The organism is Pseudomonas sp. NY8896, assembly GCF_039634505.1.
This window is the reverse complement of sequence record NZ_CP132350.1, coordinates 6535903-6557331: the sequence shown is the minus strand read 5'-3', so window position 1 is coordinate 6557331 and position 21429 is coordinate 6535903. Positions and strand designations below refer to the sequence as shown.

Below are 21429 nucleotides of genomic sequence, written 5' to 3'. Positions count from 1 at the left end.
CCTGGTGAGAATGTGTCTATGAAAACAGGTCTGTACCATCCCGAAGAATTCAAGGACAACTGTGGTTTTGGCCTGATCGCCCATATGACGGGTGAACCGAGCCACCACCTTCTGCAAACCGCCATGCAGGCACTGACTTGCATGACCCACCGCGGCGGCATCAACGCCGACGGCAAGACCGGTGACGGTTGCGGTCTGCTTATGCAGAAGCCCGATCAATTTCTGCGTGCCGTGGCCCAGGAACACTTCGCCGTCGAGCTGCCCAAGCAATACGCCGTCGGCATGGTGTTCTTCAACCAGGACCCGGTCAAAGCCGAAGCGGCTCGCGCCAACATGGACCGCGAAATCCTCGCCGCTGGCCTGAAGCTGGTCGGCTGGCGCAAGGTGCCGATCGACACCAGCGTGCTGGGCCGCCTGGCCCTGGAGCGTCTGCCGCAGATCGAGCAGGTGTTCATCGGCGGTGAAGGCCTGAGCGACCAGGAATTCGCCATCAAGCTGTTCAGTGCCCGTCGCCGTTCGTCGGTGGCCAACGCCCACGATAGCGACCACTACATCTGCAGCTTCTCGCACAAGACCATCATCTACAAAGGCCTGATGATGCCGCGCGATCTCGCGGCGTTCTATCCAGACCTGGGTGACGAGCGCCTGCAAACCGCGATCTGCGTGTTTCACCAGCGCTTCTCCACCAACACCCTGCCGAAATGGCCGCTGGCGCAACCGTTCCGCTTCCTCGCCCACAACGGCGAGATCAACACCATCACCGGCAACCGCAACTGGGCAATGGCCCGTCGCACCAAGTTCGCCAACGACCAGATCCCCGACCTCGAAGAGCTTGGCCCGCTGGTCAACCGCGTCGGTTCCGACTCGTCGAGCATGGACAACATGCTGGAGTTGATGGTCACCGGTGGCATCGACCTGTTCCGCGGCGTGCGCATGCTGGTACCGCCAGCCTGGCAGAACGTCGAGACCATGGACGCCGACCTGCGCGCCTTCTACGAATACAACTCCATGCACATGGAGCCGTGGGATGGCCCGGCCGGTATCGTCATGACCGAAGGCCGCCACGCGGTGTGCCTGCTCGACCGCAACGGCCTGCGCCCGGCGCGCTGGGTAACCACCACCAACGGCTACATCACCATCGCCTCGGAAATCGGCGTTTGGGGCTATCAGCCTGAGGAGGTGCTGGCCAAGGGCCGTGTCGGCCCAGGTCAAATCCTTGCCGTGGACACCGAAACCGGCCAGATCCTCGACACCGACGCCATCGACAACCGCCTTAAGTCGCGTCACCCGTACAAGCGCTGGCTGCGTCAGCACGCTACCCGCATTCAGGCGACGCTGACCGACGACCAGGGTGTGGCCAGCTACGACGCTGACCAGCTCAAGCAATACATGAAGATGTTCCAGGTCACCTTCGAAGAGCGTGACCAGGTGCTGCGCCCGCTGGGTGAGCAGGGCCAGGAAGCCGTTGGCTCGATGGGTGACGACACGCCAATGGCCGTGCTGTCGCAGCGTGTGCGGTCGCCGTACGATTTCTTCCGCCAGCAGTTCGCTCAGGTGACCAACCCACCGATCGATCCGCTGCGTGAAGCGATCGTGATGTCGCTGGAAATCTGCCTGGGTGCCGAGCGCAACATCTTCCAGGAGTCCCCGGAGCACGCATCGCGGGTCATCCTCAGCTCGCCGGTCATTTCGCCCGCCAAGTGGCGTTCGCTGATGAACCTGGAGCGCGAAGGCTTCGACCGCCAGCTGATCGACCTCAATTACGAGCAGGGCATCGGCCTGGAAGCGGCCATTCGCAACATCGCCGACCAGGCCGAAGAGGCTGTGCGCGCGGGCAAGACCCAGCTGGTGCTGAGCGACCGTTATATCGCCCCAGGCAAGCTGCCTGTGCATGCGTCGTTGGCCGTTGGTGCGGTGCATCACCGCCTGACCGAGCAAGGCCTGCGTTGCGACAGCAACATCCTGGTGGAAACCGCCACCGCCCGTGACCCGCATCATTTCGCTGTGCTGCTGGGCTTCGGTGCCTCGGCCGTTTACCCGTACCTGGCGTATGAAGTACTGGCCGACCTGATCCGCACCGGCGAAGTGCTGGGCGACCTGGACGAAGTCTTCAAGTACTACCGCAAAGGCATCTCCAAAGGCCTGCTGAAGATCCTGTCGAAGATGGGTATCTCCACCATCGCCTCGTACCGTGGTGCGCAGCTGTTCGAAGCCATCGGTTTGGCCGAAGAAGTGGTCGGTCTGAGCTTCAAGGGTGTGTCCAGCCGCATCAAGGGGGCGCGTTTCGTTGACCTGGAAAGCGACCAGAAGCTGCTGGCGGCCGAAGCCTGGAGCGCGCGCAAGCCGATTCAGCAAGGTGGCCTGCTGAAGTTCGTCCACGGTGGCGAATACCACGCTTACAACCCGGATGTGGTCAACACCCTGCAAGCCGCTGTGCAGCAGGGCGACTACGCCAAGTTCAAGGAATACACCACGCTGGTCGACCAGCGCCCGGTATCGATGATCCGCGACCTGCTGAAAGTGAAAGTGGCCGACCAGCCACTGGCGCTGGAGCAGATCGAACCGCTGGAGGCTATCCTCAAGCGCTTCGATTCCGCCGGTATCTCGCTGGGCGCACTGTCGCCGGAAGCCCACGAAGCGTTGGCCGAAGCCATGAACCGCCTGGGTGCGCGTTCCAACTCCGGTGAGGGCGGTGAAGACCCGTCGCGCTACGGCACCATCAAGAGCTCGAAGATCAAGCAGGTGGCCACCGGCCGCTTTGGTGTGACCCCGGAATACCTGGTCAACGCCGAGGTGCTGCAGATCAAGGTTGCCCAGGGCGCCAAGCCCGGTGAGGGCGGCCAGCTGCCGGGCGGCAAGGTCAACGGCCTGATCGCCAAGCTGCGCTATGCGGTACCTGGCGTGACCCTGATCTCACCGCCGCCGCACCACGATATCTACTCGATCGAAGACCTTGCCCAGCTGATCTACGACCTCAAGCAGGTCAACCCGCAGGCGCTGGTGTCGGTAAAATTGGTGGCCGAGGCTGGCGTCGGTACGATTGCCGCTGGTGTGGCCAAGGCTTATGCAGACCTGATCACCATTTCCGGTTACGACGGTGGCACTGGTGCGTCGCCGCTGACCTCGATCAAGTACGCTGGCGCCCCATGGGAACTGGGCCTGGCTGAAACCCACCAGACCCTGCGCGGCAACGACCTGCGCGGCAAGGTACGGGTACAGACCGATGGTGGCCTGAAAACTGGCCTGGACGTGATCAAGGCAGCCATCCTCGGCGCCGAAAGCTTCGGCTTCGGCACCGCACCAATGATCGCCCTGGGCTGCAAGTACCTGCGTATCTGCCACCTGAACAACTGCGCCACCGGCGTAGCCACCCAGAACGACAAGCTGCGCAAGGACCACTACATCGGCACCGTCGACATGGTGATCAACTTCTTCACCTTCGTTGCCGAAGAAACCCGTGAGTGGCTGGCCAAGCTGGGCGTGCGCAGCCTCGGCGAACTGATCGGCCGTACCGACCTGCTCGACGTACTGCCAGGCGACACCGAGCGCCAGCAGTACCTGGACCTGTCGCCGCTGCTGGGCAGCTCGCATATTCCGGCAGACAAGCCGCAGTTCTGCGAAGTCGACAAGAACCCGCCGTTCGACAAGGGCGAGTTGGCCGAGAAAATGGTGGAAATGGCCCTGCCAGCGATTCGCGACCAGGCCGGTGGCGAGTTCGACCTCGACATCTGCAACTGCGACCGTTCCATCGGTGCCCGTATCTCTGGCGAAATCGCCAAGCTGTACGGCAACCAGGGCATGGCCGCCAACCCGATCACCTTCCGCTTCAAGGGTACTGCGGGCCAGAGCTTCGGCGTATGGAACGCCGGCGGCCTGAACCTGCACCTGCAAGGTGATGCCAACGACTACGTCGGCAAGGGCATGACCGGTGGCAAGGTCACCATCGTGCCGCCAGCCGGCAGCCCGTTCGAAACCCAGCACAGCGCCATCGTCGGCAACACCTGCCTGTACGGTGCCACTGGCGGCAAGCTGTTTGCCGCCGGTACCGCGGGCGAGCGCTTCGCTGTGCGTAACTCCGGCGCCCACGCTGTTGTCGAGGGCACTGGCGATCACTGCTGTGAGTACATGACCGGTGGCTTTGTCTGCGTCTTGGGCAAGACCGGTTACAACTTCGGTTCTGGCATGACTGGCGGCTTCGCCTACGTGCTCGACATGGACAACACCTTCGTCGACAAACTCAACCATGAGCTGGTGGAAATTCAGCGCATCAGTGGTGAAGCGATGGAGGCTTACCGCAGCCACTTGGCGCGCGTCCTTGCCGAGTACGTGGAAGAGACCGGCAGCGAGTGGGGGCGTGAGCTCTCGGAGAACCTGGACGACTACGTGCGGCGCTTCTGGCTGGTGAAGCCGAAGGCAGCCAACCTGAAGCAACTGCTGTCCAGCACCCGTGCCAACCCGCAGTAAGAACAGCTGCAAGTGACGGCCCCGTGCGCGGGGTCCGTCGTGCTCAAGTGATCGTCTTGCAGCTTGCAGCCTAGGGCTGGCAACTGCGGTAAAGAGGTTTTGAAAAATGGCTGAACGTCTGAACAACGACTTCCAGTTCATCGAAGTGGGCCGCAAGGACCCGAAGAAAAAGCTGCTGCGCCAGCGCAAGAAGGAGTTCGTGGAAATCTACGAGCCGTTCAAGCCGCAGCAGTCCGTGGAGCAGGCACACCGCTGCCTGGGCTGCGGTAACCCGTATTGCGAGTGGAAGTGCCCGGTGCACAACTTCATCCCCAACTGGTTGAAGCTGGTTTCCGAAGGCAACATCCTGGCTGCGGCGGAACTGTCGCACCAGACCAACACCCTGCCTGAAGTGTGCGGCCGCGTGTGCCCGCAAGACCGCCTGTGCGAGGGGGCCTGCACCCTGAACGATGGCTTCGGCGCAGTGACCATCGGTTCTGTGGAGAAGTACATCACCGACACCGCTTTCGCCATGGGCTGGCGCCCGGACATGTCCAAGGTCAAGCCAACCGGCAAGCGCGTCGCCATCATCGGCGCCGGCCCGGCCGGCCTGGGTTGTGCTGACGTGCTGGTGCGCGCTGGCGTAACCCCGGTGGTGTTCGACAAGAACCCGGAAATCGGCGGCTTGCTGACCTTTGGCATCCCCGAGTTCAAGCTGGAAAAGACCGTGCTCAGCAACCGCCGCGAAGTGTTCACCGGCATGGGTATCGAGTTCCGCCTGAACACCGAGGTGGGCAAGGACGTGACCATGGAGCAGCTGCTCGCCGAGTACGACGCGGTGTTCATGGGCATGGGTACTTACACCTACATGAAGGGCGGCTTCCCGGGCGAAGACCTGCCGGGCGTGCATGACGCACTGGACTTCCTGATTGCCAACGTCAACCGCAACCTGGGCTTCGAGAAGTCGCCGGAAGACTTCGTCGACATGCAGGGCAAAAAGGTCGTGGTGCTGGGCGGTGGTGACACCGCGATGGACTGCAACCGCACCTCGATCCGCCAGGGTGCCAAGGCAGTGACCTGTGCCTATCGCCGTGACGAAGCCAACATGCCGGGTTCGCGCAAAGAGGTGAAGAACGCCAAGGAAGAGGGCGTGAAGTTCCTCTATAACCGTCAGCCAATCGCCATTGTCGGCGAGGACAAGGTCGAAGGCGTGAAAGTGGTCGAGACCCGCCTGGGTGAGCCGGATGCCCGTGGCCGCCGCAGCCCCGAGCCGATCCCGGGCTCCGAAGAGATCCTGCCGGCCGATGCCGTGGTGATCGCCTTCGGCTTCCGCCCGAGCCCGGCGCCGTGGTTCGAGCAGCATGGCATTCAGCTGGACAGTCAGGGCCGTGTCGTGGCACCGGAGAAAGGCAAGTTCAAGCACCAGACCAGCAACCCGAAAGTGTTTGCCGGTGGCGACATGGTGCGTGGTTCGGACTTGGTAGTGACGGCTATTTTCGAAGGGCGTACAGCTGCCGAAGGCATTCTGGACTACCTCGAGGTCTGACTGTTTTAGATTTTGTATACAAAATCTATTGATCCAGGACATACCCATAGAGAAAAGGCACGGCAAACAGCCGTGCCTTTTCTTTGTGCGTCTGAGAAAATGCCCGCACTATTTTTCCGGATGCCGACATGACTGCCCTGAAGAACGATCGTTTCCTGCGTGCTCTGCTCAAGCAACCCGTAGACGTTACCCCGGTGTGGATGATGCGCCAGGCCGGCCGCTACCTGCCGGAGTACCGCGCCAGCCGCGCCAAGGCCGGTGACTTCATGAGCCTGTGCATGAACCCGCAGTTTGCCTGCGAGGTCACCCTGCAGCCGCTGGACCGCTACCCGCTGGACGCAGCGATCCTGTTCTCGGACATCCTCACCATCCCTGATGCCATGGGCCTGGGCCTGTACTTCGAAACCGGCGAAGGCCCGCGTTTCAAGAAGGTCATCAGCACCCCGGCCGACATCGAAGCACTGCCCATCCCCGACCCGCAAAAAGATCTGGGCTACGTGATGGACGCGGTCAGCACCATCCGTCGCGAGCTTAACGGCCGCGTGCCGTTGATCGGCTTCTCCGGCAGCCCTTGGACCCTGGCCACCTACATGGTTGAAGGCGGCTCGTCGAAGGACTTCCGCAAGACCAAGGCCATGGCCTACGACAACCCGCAAGCCCTGCACCTGCTGCTGGACAAGCTGGCCCAGTCGGTCACCAGCTACCTGAACGGCCAGATTCTGGCCGGTGCTCAGGCTGTGCAAATTTTCGATACCTGGGGCGGCAACCTGTCGGCGGCGGCCTACCAGGAATTCTCCCTGGCCTACATGCGCAAGATCGTCAGCGGCCTGATCCGCGAGCACGAAGGGCGCAAGGTGCCGGTGATCCTGTTCACCAAGAACGGCGGCCTTTGGCTGGAAAGCATCGCCGAAGCCGGTGCCGATGCACTGGGCCTGGACTGGACCTGCGAGATCGGCGACGCCCGCCGCCGCGTGGGTGACAGGGTGGCCCTGCAAGGCAACATGGACCCGACCGTGCTGTACGCCAAGCCCGAGGCCATCCGCCAGGAAGTGGCGCGCATCCTGGCCAGCTATGGCCAAGGCACAGGCCACGTATTCAACCTGGGCCATGGCATTACCCCGGAAGTCGACCCGGAGCATGCTGGCGTGTTCATCAACGCCGTGCATGAACTGTCGGCGCAGTACCACCAGTGAGTTGATTGCTGGAAAGCAAAGCCCGGCCCTGTGCCGGGCTTTTTGTTGCATTAAGTTTTAATTCAGCGAACGTCGTTAATCTGGTCCCATCGAAACCGAAACAGGACCCGATCCTCATGAAAACCCGTTATCTCGCCCTGATCCTCGCCCCGCTGTTCAGCACTGCCGCACTTGCTGCTGGCTATACCGGCCCCGGTGCCCAGTCGGTCACCACCGTCGCCGCTGCCAACGACGCTGCCGATGACACCCCAGTGGTGCTGCAGGGCTTCGTGACCAAGAAGATCAACAACGACGACAAGTACGAGTTCAAGGACAACACCGGCACCATTACCGTCGAGATCGATGACGAAGACCTGCCGCCGACGCCGTTCAACGACAAGACCAAGGTCAAGCTGACCGGTGAGGTGGAGAAGCACCTGATGAGCCGTGAAGTGGATGTGGATATTGTCGAGATCATCAACTGATCTGAGATTTTGGGGCCGCAAAGCGGCCCCTGGGTCAGCTCGATTTAGGGGGTAACTTGCTCAGGTGCAACGCCACCAGCAACGCCACCGCCAGCAAGCTGCCAATGAACAGCCCAATGCCATTCCAGCCCCACTGGTGCCAGAACACCCCGCCCGCCGTACCGGCCACGCTGGACCCTGCGTAGTAGCTGAACAGGTACAGCGACGACGCCTGTCCCTTGGCCTTCAGCGCTCTGCGTCCGATCCAGCTGCTGGCCACCGAGTGTGCGCCAAAGAAGCCGAAGGTGAACACCAGCATACCCACGATCACCATGGCCAGCGGGCTGGCCAGGGTCATCAGCAAGCCGCCGGCCATCACCACGATACTGGCCCAGAACACCTTGCGCCGGCCCAGCTTGTCAGCCAGGGCACCGACTTGCGCCGAGCTGTAGATGCCCGACAGATAAACCACCGACAGCAAGCCCACCAGCGCCTGGTTCATGTGGTAAGGCTCGGCCAGCAGCCGGTAGCCGATATAGTTGAACAAGGTGACGAACGCACCCATCAGCAGGAAGGCTTCGAGGAACAGCCAGGGCAGGCCGGCATCCTTGAAATGCATGACAAAGCCATCCAGAAGGCTGCGCGGGCTCATCATCTGCGGGCGGAAGTTGCGCGATTCGGGCAGTACCTTCCAGAACACCAGTGCGGCTACCAGGGCCAGGCCACCGATGGTCAGCATCGCCGTGTGCCAGCTGACGAAGTCGATCAGGACGCCAGTGATTAGCCGCCCACTCATGCCGCCAATCGCGTTGCCGCCGATGTACAGACCCATTGCCAGGCCAATGTGTTGCGGGTGGATCTCTTCGCTCAGGTAGGTCATTGCCACCGCAGCCAGGCCGCTCAACGACAGGCCGACCAACGCACGGGTGGCCAGTACCAGCTCCCAGCTCGGCATCACTGCGCTGGCCAGGGTGGACAGGGCGGCGCAGACCAAGGCGAACACCATCACCGGCTTGCGCCCGATGCGGTCAGAAATGGGGCCGGTGATCAGCAGGCCGAACGCCAGCATGGCAGTGGACACCGACAGCACCAAGCTGCTTTGCGCCGCGTTGATGGCAAATTCCTTGGACAGCAGCGGCATCATCGGCTGTACGCAGTACAGCAGGGCGAAGGTGGCGAAGCCGCCGCTGAACAGGGCCAGCACGGTCTTCATGAAGGCGGGGGTGCCTTTTTCGATCCACATGTCGTTCAGGGTGGCAGGTTCGGGCTCGGCAGGAAGGGGGGCTACAGCAGTTTTCACGGGCGGGTACCTCTGGCGCAATGAAAAAAGCATATAGCTGGCTAATGATTAGATCCAATATATTGTTCGACCTATTTAAGATGTTTTACGACCTGTTTGGAGCCCATCATGGAACTGCGCCATCTGCGTTACTTCATCGCCGTGGCCGAAGAGCTGCACTTTGGCCGCGCCGCCCAGCAGCTGGGTATTTCACAGCCACCCTTGAGCCAGCAGATCCAGGCGCTGGAACAAGAGCTGGGGGCGCGTCTGTTCGACCGTACCAATCGTCGGGTCGAGCTGAGCGAGGCGGGGCGGCTGTTCCTTGAAGAGGCCAGGCAGGTGCTGGCGCAGGTAGAAAAGGCGGCAGATGTGGCCCGGCGTGCGCAACTGGGAGAGCTGGGCGAGATGAAAATAGGCTTCACCTCGTCGGCTCCGTTCACCTCGAAAATTCCCAAGGCGATCCATGCCTTCCGTCAGCGCTTCCCGTCGGTGCACCTGAACCTCAAGGAAATGAGCAGCCGTGATGTTGCCGAAGGGGTGTTCGATGAATCGATCGAAGTGGGGTTGATGCGGCCGATGCCGCTACCGGAAGGGCTGGTGGCCACCGAGTTGTTCCGCGAGCCGCTGGTGGCGGTGATCAATGCCTCGCATCCGCTGGCCGAGGGCACTGTGCAGGGTGTTTACATGGCGGCACTGGCCCATGAACCGTTCGTGTTCTTCCCGCGCAGTTATGGCAGCGGCCTGCATGCGCAATTGCTGAGCCTGGCGCGACAGGCGGGCTTCAGCCCGCACTTCGCACAAGAGGCGGGGGAGGCGATGACCATCATTGGCCTGGTGTCGGCGGGGTTGGGCGTGTCGGTGTTGCCGGCGTCGTTCCAGCGCATGCGCATTGAAGGCGTGGTGTACCGCACGCTGCTGGATGAAGGGGCGATGTCGGCGGTGTGGCTGGTGCAACGCGAGCGCGGTAATTCGGTGATGGCCAAAGCGTTTGCCGAGCTGTTGACGGGGCAAGTGGTCGGCCAGGGCTGATGCCGGTCAAATGGCACTGGCCATTGCCGCAGCGTCACCACATACTCGGGCATTCGTTGAAACACGGAGGTCAATCATGCGGCGCGTGGTATTCAATCAGAAAGGTGGCGTGGGCAAGTCGAGCATCGCCTGCAACCTGGCGGCGGTCAGTGCCAATGAAGGCTACCGGACCTTGCTGATCGACCTGGATGCCCAGGCTAACTCGACCCAGTACCTCACTGGCCTGACCGGCGAGGACATCCCCATGGGTATCGCCGACTTTTTCAAGCAAAGCCTGTCCAGCGGGCCGTTCAGCAAGAAGAACAAGGTCGATATCTACGAAACGCCGTTCGACAACCTGCACGTGGTCACCGCCACCGCCGAGCTGGCCGACCTGCAGCCCAAGCTTGAGGCCAAGCACAAGATCAACAAGCTGCGTAAGCTGCTCGACGAGTTGGACGAGGACTACGAGCGTATCTACATCGATACCCCACCGGCGCTGAACTTCTACGCGGTTTCCGCGTTGATTGCCGCTGATCGCGTGCTCATTCCCTTCGACTGCGACAGCTTCTCGCGCCAGGCCCTGTATGGCCTGCTGGCCGAGATCGAAGACCTCAAGGAAGACCACAACGAAGACCTGATGGTCGAAGGCATCGTGGTCAACCAGTTCCAGTCCCGTGCCAGCCTGCCACAGCAGATGCTCGACGAACTGCTGGCCGAAGGGTTACCGGTGCTGCCGGTGTACCTGGGCAGCTCGGTGAAGATGCGTGAATCGCACCACGCCAGCCTGCCGCTGATTCACCTGGAGCCCAAGCACAAGCTGACCCAGCAGTTTGTCGAGTTGCACTCGTTGCTCGAAGAGAACGCTTAAACCCCTTGGCTACGCACCCACTCCAGCAACGTCTGGAGTGGAAACGCCCCGGCCTGGCGGCTGACTTCGCGGCCGTTCTTGAACAGCAGCAGGCTGGGGATCGAACGAATGCCCAGTTGCCCCGCAAGGTTGCGGTTGGCTTCGCTGTCGAGCTTGGCCAGGCGGCAGCGGCCGGTCAGCTGGCGGGCGGCCTGTTCGAAGGTGGGGGCAAAGGACTTGCACGGGCCGCACCAGTCGGCCCAGATGTCGACCAGTAGCGGTAGGTCGCCCTTGATCTGGCTGGCGTAGCTGGCTTCGGTCAGCTCGAAAGGGGTGCTCAGCAGCATGTCCTGTTTGCAGCGGCCGCATTTTGGTGTATCGCCCAGGCGCTCGGCGGGCAGGCGGTTGAGGCCGTTACAGTGGGGGCAGGGGACTACCAGCGGTTCGGACATGTTGTTTCCTTGATATTTTAGGGGCTGCTTTGCAGCCCATCGCGACACAAGGCCGCTCCCACAGGGTTTGGCGTTAATCAGGAGGAGCAGCTGATTTCCAGGTGCTTGCCCCATTCTGGTGGCCGTTCGGCGTAGGCCTGCATACCGGGTTGTTCTTCGAAGGGGTGGCTAAGCACTTGATGCAGCCGACGCACTTCACTGTAATCACCCGCTTCTGCCGCTTCGATGGCTTTCTGCGCCAGGTAGTTGCGCAACACGTACAGCGGGTTCACCGCATGCATCCGCTCGCGGCGGCCTTCGGCATTACCGGGTTCGCGATCACAACGGGCCAGGTAGTCCGCGCCCCAGGCATCGAAAGCGGCCAGGTCGATAAAGTCGTCGCGCACCACCTTGAGTGCGTCTGCCGCCGGCTGTTCGCCCAGCTTGCGGAAGAACAGGCTGTAGTCCACGCCACCACGCTGCATGCATTGCAGCAGTCGCTCGACCAGCGCCATGTCGTCTTCTTCGGCAGTGGTCAGGCCCAAGCGTCGGCGCATCAGGTCCAGGTAATGGGCCTGGTACAGCGGCAGGAACAGCCCCAACGTTTCCTTCAGTGGCTCAACCTCGATCACCGTGGTCAATGCCTGAGCCAGCGCGCTGAGGTTCCAGTGGGCGATGGGCACCTGGTTGGCGTAGCTGTAGCGGCCTCGGTCGTCGGAGTGGTTGCAGATGAAGTTGGCATCGAAGTCGTCGAGGAAGGCATACGGGCCGAAGTCGAAGGTGATGCCCAGGATCGACATGTTGTCGGTGTTCATAACCCCGTGGCAAAAGCCGTAGGCCTGCCAGCGGGCGATCAGTTCGGCGTTGCGCTCGACAATGGTGCGGAACATGGCCAGGTAGGGCTGCTCGGCATCACGGCATTCGGGGTAGTGCTGCTCCAGTACATGGTCGATCAGCACACGCTGCTGCTCGGGTTGCTTGGTGTAGTAGAAGTATTCGAAATGACCGAAGCGCACATGGCTCTGTGCCAGGCGCGTGAGCATGGCGGCGCTTTCGCGGGTTTCGCGCCACACCGGGGTGCTGGAGCCGATCACGCACAGCGCCCGGCTGGTGGGGATACCGAGGGCGTGCAGGGCTTCGGAGGCGAGAAATTCGCGGATCGACGAGCGCAGCACGGCACGGCCGTCACCCATGCGCGAGTACGGCGTTTGGCCGGCGCCTTTGAGGTGCAGGTCCCAGTGTTCACCTGCATCGTTCAGTACTTCGGCCAGCAGCAGGCCACGGCCGTCGCCCAGGCGCGGGTTGTACGAGCCGAACTGGTGGCCGGAATAGACCATCGCCCGAGGGTCGGCCTCTTCCCACAGCTTGTGCCCGCTGAACAACTCGGCGAACACCGGAAGCTCGGCGTGAGCGGGGTCGAGGTCGAGCAGCGCCATGGCCGATTCGCTTGCCACGACCAACCGCGGCTCGGCGATGGGCTCAGGCAGCACCTGGGTGGAAAACGCGTCGCCCAGGCGGGCGAAGCGGTTGTCGAAGCTGAGTTGGTCGAGGGCTTTCACGGGCTGCTCCTGGGGTTCAGCACAGAATAAAGCATTCGAGCCCACTCAGGCCTGTGCAGTGCCATCTGGCTTAGGTTGCTCCAGCGGAATAAGCTGCTGTTTGCCGCCCTTCTGGTCCATCAGGAACACCTCGACCTGGCGTACCGAGATCTTGATGTTGTGTGCCTTGAACTCGCGGTTGATGTAACGGTTGATTTCGTCCAGCGTCGGGTTGCGATCGCCCAGGTCACGTACGTGCATGCGCAACTCGTGGTCCAGCGAGCTCTCGCCAAAGTTGAGGAAGTACACGATCGGTTCTGGGTCCTTGAGCACTCGTGGGTTCTCGTGTGCGCCCTTGAGCAGCAGTTCGCGCACCAGGTCGAGGTCGGAGCCGTAGTCGATGCCCAGCTTCAGCGTCACCCGGGTGACCGTGTCGGTCAGCGACCAGTTGATCAGCTGGCCGGTGATGAAGGTCTTGTTGGGGACGATGATGTCCTTGCGGTCGAAGTCGGTGATGGTGGTGGCGCGGATGCGGATCTTGCTCACCGTGCCGGACAGGTTGCCGATGGTGATGGTGTCGCCAATTCGCACCGGGCGCTCGAACAGGATCATGATGCCGGAGATGAAGTTGGCGAAAATTTCCTGCATGCCGAAGCCCAGGCCCACCGACAGCGCGGCCACCAGCCACTGCAGCTTGTCCCAGCTCACCCCCAGGGTCGACAGGGTGCTGACGATCCCGACACCGACGATGGTGTACGACAGCAGCGTGGTGGTGGCGTAGGCACTGCCCTGGGCCAGGTTCAGGCGTGACAGCACCAGTACTTCCAGCAGGCCCGGCAAGTTGCCGGCCAGGGCGAAGGTGATGCCGACGATCACCAGCGCGCCCAGCAGGTCGCCGAGGCTGATAGGCACCATGCTGGCGGCCGCGCCGGTGCCGCTGGTGTATTCGTACAGTACGAAGTTGTTGAGGTAGGCGAACACCGAGATCAAGTCTGACCACACCCAGTACAGGCCGGCGATGAAGCCGCCGAGCAGGGCTAGGCGGATCAGGCGCAGTGACTGCTGGTTGACCTGTTCGATGTCCAGCGTTGGCTCTTCGGTGATGACCTCGCCGTCCAGCCCTTCCTTGGCCGCCGCACGCTTGCTCAGCGCACGCTGGTAGGCCAGGCGCCGTGCCGCTACCGACAGGCCACGCACGAACGCGGCCTCGATCACCAGCCAGAACAGCAGCAGGTACAGGGTGTAGATCAACCGGTCGGTGAGCTTCAGCGCGGTGTAGTAGTAGCCGAAGCACACGGCAACGAACAGGGCGATGGGCAGGGCGGTGAACGCTACGCCCACGGCCCTGCGGAACAACGAGGTGTCACGGTGCGCGGGGCTGCTGAGCAGCAGGCGGCTGAGCAGCCAGGCCATCAGCGCATAGCAGGTCAGCACCACGCCGATGCCCAGCACGTCGTCGGCCAGCGCCGACGGCTGGTGCTCGGCCACTGCCACCACGCCAACCAGCGCCAGCACCACGGTGCCCAGGCGGCGTACCCAGCCGCGCAGGAACTCGACCTGTGGCTTGTGCCAGCGGAAGTGAATTTCTGCCACGCCACCGGGGGCGAGAATGCGGTAGGCGGTGTAGAACACCAGCCAGGCCTGGGCCAGTTGCCAGAGCGCGGCGCCCAGGTTGGCATTCTGCCCACGGGCGTCGATCTGCAAAGCGTAGCTGCACAGTGCCAGGCCAAGGCTGACCGGCATCGCCAGCAGGATGTTGATGAGAATCGCCTGGGGCGTGTGCCACTGGCTGTCGCGGCGGAAGTGGCCGATGTCCTGGTGCACCTTGCCCAGCCGTTGGTACAGGTACTTGCGCCGCCACAGCAGGGCGCCGATCACCAGCAGCAGTGGCAGGAACAACAGTGGGCGCTGGCTAAGGCCGTCGGCCAGCTCCTTCAGGCCCGAGCCCCACGGCAGGTTGGCAACTTGGTCGGCCAGGCGCTCTGGCACATAACGCAGCCAGTCCCAGTCCAGCGGCTTGTTGCTGGGGATCCAGAACATCTGTTCGTCGAGGGTGGTGCGCAGGCTCTGCGCGGTGCCCAGCAGCTGCTTCTGGTTGAGCTGCAGGGTGATCGATTCATTGAGCAACGCCGACAGCTCGCGGTTCAGCCGCTCCAGCAGGTCGCTGCGGGTGATGGCCACTTCCAGCAGGGCCTTGCGCAGCTGCGGAGTCACATCTTCCTGCGGTTGCGCGGCCAGCAGCTTGTCGACGTAGGTGACCGGGCTGCTCATCTGCTCGCGTTGCTGGTTGACCTCGAACTGGTACAAGCGGGTGTCGGCGATCTGGTCGGCCAGGTCGCGGTCTACCTTCAGGTGCGGCAGGGTCTGCTTCTGTTTGTAGAGGATCTTCGACAGCAAAAGGCTGCCCTTGAGCACGTTGATCTGCTCGTCCAGCGCCTGGTCGGCCTGGGTCAGGCTGTCGAGCTGCTGCTTGGTGCGCAGGTTCTGCTGGGTCAACTCGTTGAGGCGGTCGGTGCTCTTGAGCAGGTAGTCGGAGAGCTTGAGGTTGACCGCGCTTTCGGTGGCCAACAGGCTGCTGCCGCCGGCCTTCTGCGCCTCGATCGACTGCTGGGTGACCGCCTCCTGGGACTGAGCCAGGCGCTTGTCGTTGATCAGCGTCTGCAAGTCCTGGATCTCCTGCTCCAGGCGCGCGGCGCGCTCGATCAGCAGGTCGTGACGCGCATTGCCGAGGTCTTGCAGCAGGCTGTTGCCAGCCAGTTCCTGGCGGCGCAGCAGCGTCAGTGCGTTGAGCGAGGCCAGCTCGGCATTGAGTTGGTTGCGCTGGTCGGCATTGATGGACTTGCCTCCGTCCTTGCCGGTTTTGAGGATGTTGTTGATTTGCTGAGTGCGGGTCTGGCTGCTGCTGATTTCGGCCTGGGCGCGCTCGGGGCGGGTTTGCGAGTTGATGATCAGGCTGTTGGCTTCGGACAGCGCCTTTTGCAGCTCGCCCTGCTGGGTGTTGCGCTCGCTGAGCATCTGTTCGAGCTGTGGCACGGTCAGCGTTGCGTAACGCTGCGCGACAGGCAGGGCTTTGCTTTCCTTGAGCCTGGCCAGTTCTTTCTGGTTATCGCTGGTTTCTTTCGGCGCACTGGTCAGTTGCTGCTTGAGCGCGGCAAGCTTCTTTTCGTTGTCTTCCTTGCTGGCGAGCAGGCTCAACGTTTGTTCGAGCACCTGCTGCAGGGCTTTCTGGTCGGCCTCGGGCAGCTTGCGCTCGGCGATCTTGTCGAGGCTGTTCTGAATGCTGGCGGTGGTCGGGGCTTCTGCCGCGTAGGCCGCAAAAGGAAGAGACAGGCACAGCCCGAGCAGGGCTGTGCGAAGGTACGCGCGCAGGGACATAGGCAGACTACTTGTGGATTCGGCAGAAACGAAGTTTAGAGGAACAATCCTGGTCCGGGTCGCGTTCCTTCGGGGAATCTGACGCCTACTTTCTGGATCTTGTTCCCGTCCATGGTCGCCACGGTCCAGATCGTGCCATGCCATTCGACCTGGTCACCTACTACTGGAGCGCCTCCGACCTTCTGTCGGATGAACTGCGCCAGCGGCATTTTCGCGTCCAGGCCATCGAGTTTCAGGCCGTACAACGCTGCCACCGCACCCAGTTCGGCATCGCCTTCGAGCACGAAGTCGCCGAAGAAACGCAGGTCCAGGCCACGCTGTGGCGCCTGGCTGAACAGTTTGCCCAGGGCTGGCAGGTTGTGCTCGTGGCCGATCACGCAGAGCATGTCGCCAACTTCCAGCACGGTACTGCCCGACGGGTGCAGCAATTGCTCGTTGCGGAACAGGGCGGCAATACGTGTGCCCTCGGGCATTTTCAGCTCGCGCAGGGCGGCCCCGATACACCATTTTTCGGCGCCCAGACGGTACACGAACAGCTCCCATTCGCTGGTGACGTGCACTTCCAGGGCGGAGCGGGAGATCGGTGCCGGGTCTGGTGGTACGGTCACTTTCAGCAGCTTGGCCATCCACGGCAGGCTGGTGCCTTGTACCAGCAGTGACACCAGCACGATGAAGAATGCCAGGTTGAAGAACAGCTGGGCGTCCGGCAGGCCGGCCATCAGCGGGAACACCGCCAGAATGATCGGCACCGCGCCGCGCAGGCCAACCCAGGAAATAAAGCCCTTTTCGCGGCCATGGAAGGCCTTGAACGGCAGCAGTGCAGCGACCACCGACAGTGGCCGCGCCACCAGGATCATCCACAGCGCCAGGCCCAATGCCGGCAGGGCAATGGGCAGCAGGTCGTGCGGGGTAACCAGCAGCCCCAGCACCAGGAACATACCGATCTGGGCCAGCCAGGCCATGCCGTCGAGCATGTGCAGAATGCCGTGGCGGCTGCGAATTGGCTTGTTGCCCAGCACCAGGCCGCACAGGTACACGGCGAGGAAGCCGCTGCCGTGCAAGGCGTTGGTCAGCGAGAACACCACCAGGCCGCCGGCCACGACCAGAATCGGGTACAGGCCGCCGGCCAGGTTGATGCGGTTGACCAGTTGCAGCATCAGCCAGCCGCCGCCCAGGCCCAACAGCCCGCCGATGCCGAACTCGCGCAGCAAGTGGCCCAGCAGGCTCCAGTGCAGGCCGGTCTGGCCGCTGGCGATCATGTCGATCAGGGTAACGGTGAGGAATACCGCCATCGGGTCGTTGCTGCCCGACTCGATCTCCAGGGTGGCGGTAACCCGCTCATTCAGGCCTTTGCCGCCCAGCAGCGAGAACACCGCAGCGGCGTCGGTGGAGCCAACGATGGCGCCGATCAGCAGGCCCTGGATCAAGCTCAGGTTGAACAGCCAGGCGGCAACTAGGCCGGTGAGGGCGGTGGTGATCATCACCCCGACCGTGGCCAGCGACAACGCCGGCCACAGTGCCACGCGGAAGCTTGCCACCCGCGTGCGCAGGCCGCCGTCAAGCAGGATCACGGCCAGTGCCAGGTTGCCCACCAGGTAGGCGGTTGGGTAGTTGTTGAAGATGATGCCGCCACCATCGACACCGGCGACCATGCCGACCGCGAGGATGATGACCAGAATAGGGATACCCAGGCGCGACGACAGCGAACTGACCAGGATACTTGCGCCCACCAGCAATGCGCCGATCAGGAACAGGCTGTTGATGGTGCTTGCATCCAAAGGCAGGTACTCCGGGACAACGGGCGGGAGGAGGCTTGATAGCGTGTCGCTAGCAGGTCGCGTGCCAATCGATTCTAACCTGATGAATTGGCAGCATGTAAAGCGTTTCTGCAGATGTGCAAAAGGCACCGCAGTGGGTGCCTTTCCGTGTGTTGCCTGGGCGGGCCTCTTCGCGGGCACGCCCGCTCCCACAGGATTTTCACAATACTTGAGATTTGTGATGTCCGTGTGGGAGCGGGTTTACCCGCGAAAAGGCCGGTGCAGGTTTACGCCTGCTTCACTTCACGCATCGGCTTGCCTTTCACCGGTGCATCACCCGCCACATAGTACTTGGCGGTGCTGCGCGGCAACGGCTTGCGGCCGCGGATCTTGTCCGAAATTTTCTCGGCGATCATGATCGTGGTGGCGTTGAGGTTGCCGGTGATGATCAGCGGCATGATCGACGCATCGACCACACGCAGGCCCTTCATGCCATGCACGCGGCCTTCGCCATCGACCACTGCCATGTCGTCGGTGCCCATCTTGCACGAGCAGGACGGGTGGAAGGCGGTTTCGGCGTGCTCGCGGATGAACTTGTCCAGCTGCTCGTCGGTTTGCACGTCGGCGCCTGGGCTGATTTCGCGGCCACGGTACGGGTCCAGCGCCGGCTGGGCCATGATTTCGCGGGTCAGGCGGATACCGTCGCGGAACTCCTGCCAGTCCTGCTCGGTGGACATGTAGTTGAACAGGATGCTTGGGTGCTGGCGCGGGTCTTTCGACTTGGCCTGGATGCGGCCGCGGGCAGGCGAGCGCATGGAGCCCATGTGCGCCTGGAAGCCGTGTTCCTTCACGCCATTGGAGCCGTTGTAGTTAATGGCGACTGGCAGGAAGTGGTACTGAATGTTCGGCCACTTGAACTCAGGGCGGGTACGGATGAAACCACCGGCCTCGAACTGGTTGCTGGCGCCGATACCGGTGCCTTTGAACATCCACTCTGCACCGATAGCTGGCTGGTTCCACCAAAGCAGCGATGGGTACAGCGATACCGGTTGGGTGCAGGCGTACTGCAGGTACAGCTCAAGGTGGTCCTGCAGGTTTTCGCCAACGCCCGGCAGATCGTGCACAACCGGGATGTCGAGGCTTTCCAGCAGGGCGCGCGGGCCAACGCCGGAGCGCTGCAGCAGCTGCGGCGAGGCGATGGCGCCGGAGCTGACGATCACTTCCTTGCGGGCGCGGGCTTCAACGCGCTCTTCACTGTCGCCGACCAGGTAGGTCACGCCTACGGCGCGCTTGCCGTCGAACAGCACGCGGTCGCTCAGAGCGTGGGTGACGATGGTCAGGTTCGGGCGCTTCTTGGCCTGGTCCAGGTAGCCACGGGCGGTGCTGGAACGGCGGCCGTTCTTGGTGACCGAACGGTCCATCGGGCCGAAGCCTTCCTGCTGGTAGCCGTTGAGGTCTTCGGTGCGTGGGTAACCGGCTTGTACGCCGGCTTCAACCATGGCGTGGAACAACGGGTTGTTGCCAGCCTTCGGCGTGGCGACGCTGACCGGGCCTTCGCCACCGTGGTAGTCGTTCGGGCCGATGTCGCGGGTTTCGGCTTTGCGGAAGTACGGCAGGCAGTCCAGGTAGGTCCAGTCTTGCAGGCCTGGCAGTTCTGCCCAGCCGTCGAAGTCCATGGCGTTGCCACGGATGTAGCACATGCCGTTGATCAGCGACGAGCCACCCAGGCCTTTGCCACGGCCACATTCCATGCGGCGGCCGTCCATGTGCGGCTCGGGATCGGTCTCGTAGGCCCAGTTGTAGCGGCGGCCCTGCAGCGGGAAGGCCAGGGCAGCTGGCATCTGGGTGCGGAAGTCGAAGCGGTAATCAGGGCCACCGGCTTCAAGCAGCAGGACGGTGACGCCGGCGTCTTCGGTCAGGCGGGTAGCCAGGGTGTTACCGGCCGAGCCGGCACCGACGATGATGTAATCGAATTCTTGGGACATGAAAGTACCCTCGTGTTGGCGGTGATCAGGGAGCGGGAACGCCCGTGCACAGCGGCACGGGCGTGGCTAGACAGGGTTTAGAAAACCGAGTTGTAGCCGCCCAGCTCAACCTGGACCGACTTGATGCGAGTGTATTGAGCCAGCGAGCTGACGCCGTTCTCACGGCCAACGCCCGACTGCTTGTAGCCACCGACCGGCATTTCGGCCGGCGATTCACCCCAGGCGTTGATCCAGCAGATACCGGCTTCGAGCTTGTGGATGATGCGGTGGGCGCGGGTGATGTCGTTGGTGCACACACCGGCAGCCAGGCCGTACTCGGTGTCGTTGGCGCGACGGATCACTTCTTCTTCGGTCTCGTAGGACAGAATGCTCATGACCGGGCCGAAGATCTCTTCCTTGACGATGGTCATGTCGTCGCTGCAATCGGTGAACACGGTCGGGGCCACGAAGGCGCCCTTGGCGAATTCGCCTTCGGTCAGACGCTCGCCGCCGCACAGGACGCGGGCACCTTCTTCTTTGCCCTTGGCGATGTAGCTCAGCACGTTTTCCATGTGCGCGAAGCTGACCAGCGGGCCGAAGTTGGTGTTTTCGTCTTCCGGGTTGCCAACGCGAATGCGGGCAACGCGCTCGGCGATCTTGGCTTCGAAGGCAGCCTTCATTTCAGCTGGGATGAACACGCGGGTGCCGTTGGTGCACACCTGGCCCGAGCTGTAGAAGTTGGCCATCATGGCGATGTCGGCGGCCTTGTCCAGGTCGGCGTCGGCGCAGATGATCAGTGGCGATTTGCCGCCCAGTTCCATGGTGACTTCCTTCAGCGAGGAGCTGGAGGCGCTGGCCATGACTTTCTTGCCGGTGGTGGTGCCGCCGGTGAAGGACACTTTTTCGATGCGTGGGTGCTCGGTCAGCCAGGTACCGACTTCGCGGCCACTGCCGGTCAGCACGTTGAACACGCCATTCGGCAGGCCGGCTTCGGTGTAGATCTCGGCCAGTTTCAGGGTGGTCAGCGAGGTGACTTCCGACGGCTTGAAGATCATCGCGTTGCCAGCGGCCAGGGCCGGGGCGGATTTCCACAGGGCGATCTGGATCGGGTAGTTCCAGGCGCCGATACCCACGGTCACGCCCAGCGGCTCGCGGCGGGTGTAGACAAAGGACGATTCGCGCAGCGGGATCTGCTCGCCTTCGATGGCCGGTACCAGGCCTGCGTAGTATTCCAGCACATCGGCGCCGGTAACGATGTCGACGTAGCGGGTTTCGGAGTACGACTTGCCGGTGTCCAGGGTTTCCAGCTGAGCCAGTTCATCGTTGCGCTCGCGCAGGATGTCGACAGCGCGGCGCAGGATGCGCGAGCGCTGCATGGCGGTCATCGCAGCCCAGACCTTCTGGCCACGCTCGGCGCTTTCCACGGCCTTCTCGACGTCGGCCTCGGTGGCACGCTGTACGTGGGCGAGGACTTCGCCAGTGGCCGGGTTGATGGCTTCGAAAGTGGCATCGCTGCCAGCGTCGACGTAAGCGCCATCAATGTAGAGTTTTTGCGTTCCGAAACGGGCCATAGTGTCCTCGCAAGTGCAGTGTGTGGTTTGG

At 62.6% G+C, this 21429-nt stretch carries 13 protein-coding genes; 6 read left to right on the top strand and 7 right to left on the bottom strand.

Annotated elements, in window-relative coordinates; all coding sequences use genetic code 11:
• Positions 1–18 precede the first annotated feature (18 nt).
• The 4 genes from gltB to Q9451_RS29615 all read left to right on the top strand — a co-directional run bounded on the left by gltB (position 19) and on the right by Q9451_RS29615 (position 7646).
• Entirely contained in the window at positions 19–4464 is a 4446-nt protein-coding gene (gene gltB / locus Q9451_RS29630; RefSeq protein ID WP_012274628.1) for a glutamate synthase large subunit, read from the top strand.
• A 106-nt stretch (positions 4465–4570) separates the two neighbouring features.
• Positions 4571–5989 (top strand): FAD-dependent oxidoreductase, encoded by a 1419-nt coding sequence (locus Q9451_RS29625; protein WP_003249156.1) that lies wholly within the window; start codon positions 4571–4573, stop codon positions 5987–5989.
• Between the two features lie 128 nt (positions 5990–6117).
• Positions 6118–7182, top strand: a complete 1065-nt coding sequence (gene hemE / locus Q9451_RS29620) for a uroporphyrinogen decarboxylase (RefSeq protein WP_012274627.1) — start codon at positions 6118–6120, stop codon at positions 7180–7182.
• Positions 7183–7298: 116 nt separating this feature from the next.
• On the top strand, positions 7299–7646 hold the full coding sequence (locus Q9451_RS29615; protein ID WP_012274626.1) for a NirD/YgiW/YdeI family stress tolerance protein: 348 nt from the start codon (positions 7299–7301) through the stop codon (positions 7644–7646).
• A gap of 34 nt (positions 7647–7680) precedes the next feature.
• Here Q9451_RS29615 and Q9451_RS29610 read toward each other — a convergent pair whose 3' ends face one another.
• Positions 7681–8868, bottom strand: coding sequence for an MFS transporter (locus Q9451_RS29610; protein ID WP_223296423.1), 1188 nt, complete (start codon positions 8866–8868; stop codon positions 7681–7683).
• A gap of 165 nt (positions 8869–9033) precedes the next feature.
• On the opposite strand from Q9451_RS29610, the gene Q9451_RS29605 reads away from it, so the two are divergent.
• Together Q9451_RS29605 and Q9451_RS29600 are read left to right on the top strand one after the other, a co-directional pair.
• A complete protein-coding gene (locus Q9451_RS29605; RefSeq protein ID WP_012274624.1) occupies positions 9034–9933 on the top strand; it encodes a LysR family transcriptional regulator in 900 nt (299 codons plus the stop codon).
• Positions 9934–10009: 76 nt separating this feature from the next.
• Positions 10010–10783 (top strand): ParA family protein, encoded by a 774-nt coding sequence (locus Q9451_RS29600; protein WP_012274623.1) that lies wholly within the window; start codon positions 10010–10012, stop codon positions 10781–10783.
• Here the strand turns inward: Q9451_RS29600 and trxC are convergent.
• The 6 genes from trxC to betB all read right to left on the bottom strand — a co-directional run bounded on the left by trxC (position 10780) and on the right by betB (position 21398).
• The gene (trxC, locus tag Q9451_RS29595) at positions 10780–11214 is read right to left on the bottom strand and encodes a thioredoxin TrxC (RefSeq protein WP_012274622.1); all 435 of its coding nucleotides are present in this window, start codon (positions 11212–11214) and stop codon (positions 10780–10782) included. The genes Q9451_RS29600 and trxC overlap by 4 nt on opposite strands.
• Positions 11215–11291: 77 nt before the next feature.
• Positions 11292–12752 carry a protein adenylyltransferase SelO gene (locus Q9451_RS29590; RefSeq protein ID WP_012274621.1) on the bottom strand — a complete coding sequence of 487 codons (1461 nt, stop codon included), beginning with the start codon at positions 12750–12752 and terminating at the stop codon, positions 11292–11294.
• Between the two features lie 45 nt (positions 12753–12797).
• The gene (gene mscK, locus Q9451_RS29585; protein WP_012274620.1) at positions 12798–16106 is read right to left on the bottom strand and encodes a mechanosensitive channel MscK; all 3309 of its coding nucleotides are present in this window, start codon (positions 16104–16106) and stop codon (positions 12798–12800) included.
• Between the two features lie 35 nt (positions 16107–16141).
• The gene (locus Q9451_RS29580; RefSeq protein WP_012274619.1) at positions 16142–17884 is read right to left on the bottom strand and encodes a potassium/proton antiporter; all 1743 of its coding nucleotides are present in this window, start codon (positions 17882–17884) and stop codon (positions 16142–16144) included.
• 266 nt (positions 17885–18150) lie between these two features.
• Positions 18151–19848 carry a choline dehydrogenase gene (betA, locus tag Q9451_RS29575; protein WP_012274618.1) on the bottom strand — a complete coding sequence of 566 codons (1698 nt, stop codon included), beginning with the start codon at positions 19846–19848 and terminating at the stop codon, positions 18151–18153.
• Positions 19849–19925: 77 nt separating this feature from the next.
• The gene (gene betB, locus Q9451_RS29570; protein ID WP_012274617.1) at positions 19926–21398 is read right to left on the bottom strand and encodes a betaine-aldehyde dehydrogenase; all 1473 of its coding nucleotides are present in this window, start codon (positions 21396–21398) and stop codon (positions 19926–19928) included.
• Positions 21399–21429 lie beyond the last annotated feature (31 nt).

Coding starts and splice junctions, on each gene's coding strand:
- gltB (WP_012274628.1), top strand. CDS start 19: ATGAAAACAGGTCTGTACCATCCCGAAGAATTCAAGGACAACTGTGGT.
- Q9451_RS29625 (WP_003249156.1), top strand. CDS start 4,571: ATGGCTGAACGTCTGAACAACGACTTCCAGTTCATCGAAGTGGGCCGC.
- hemE (WP_012274627.1), top strand. CDS start 6,118: ATGACTGCCCTGAAGAACGATCGTTTCCTGCGTGCTCTGCTCAAGCAA.
- Q9451_RS29615 (WP_012274626.1), top strand. CDS start 7,299: ATGAAAACCCGTTATCTCGCCCTGATCCTCGCCCCGCTGTTCAGCACT.
- Q9451_RS29610 (WP_223296423.1), bottom strand. CDS start 8,868: ATGTGGATCGAAAAAGGCACCCCCGCCTTCATGAAGACCGTGCTGGCC.
- Q9451_RS29605 (WP_012274624.1), top strand. CDS start 9,034: ATGGAACTGCGCCATCTGCGTTACTTCATCGCCGTGGCCGAAGAGCTG.
- Q9451_RS29600 (WP_012274623.1), top strand. CDS start 10,010: ATGCGGCGCGTGGTATTCAATCAGAAAGGTGGCGTGGGCAAGTCGAGC.
- trxC (WP_012274622.1), bottom strand. CDS start 11,214: ATGTCCGAACCGCTGGTAGTCCCCTGCCCCCACTGTAACGGCCTCAAC.
- mscK (WP_012274620.1), bottom strand. CDS start 16,106: ATGTCCCTGCGCGCGTACCTTCGCACAGCCCTGCTCGGGCTGTGCCTG.
- betA (WP_012274618.1), bottom strand. CDS start 19,848: ATGTCCCAAGAATTCGATTACATCATCGTCGGTGCCGGCTCGGCCGGT.
- betB (WP_012274617.1), bottom strand. CDS start 21,398: ATGGCCCGTTTCGGAACGCAAAAACTCTACATTGATGGCGCTTACGTC.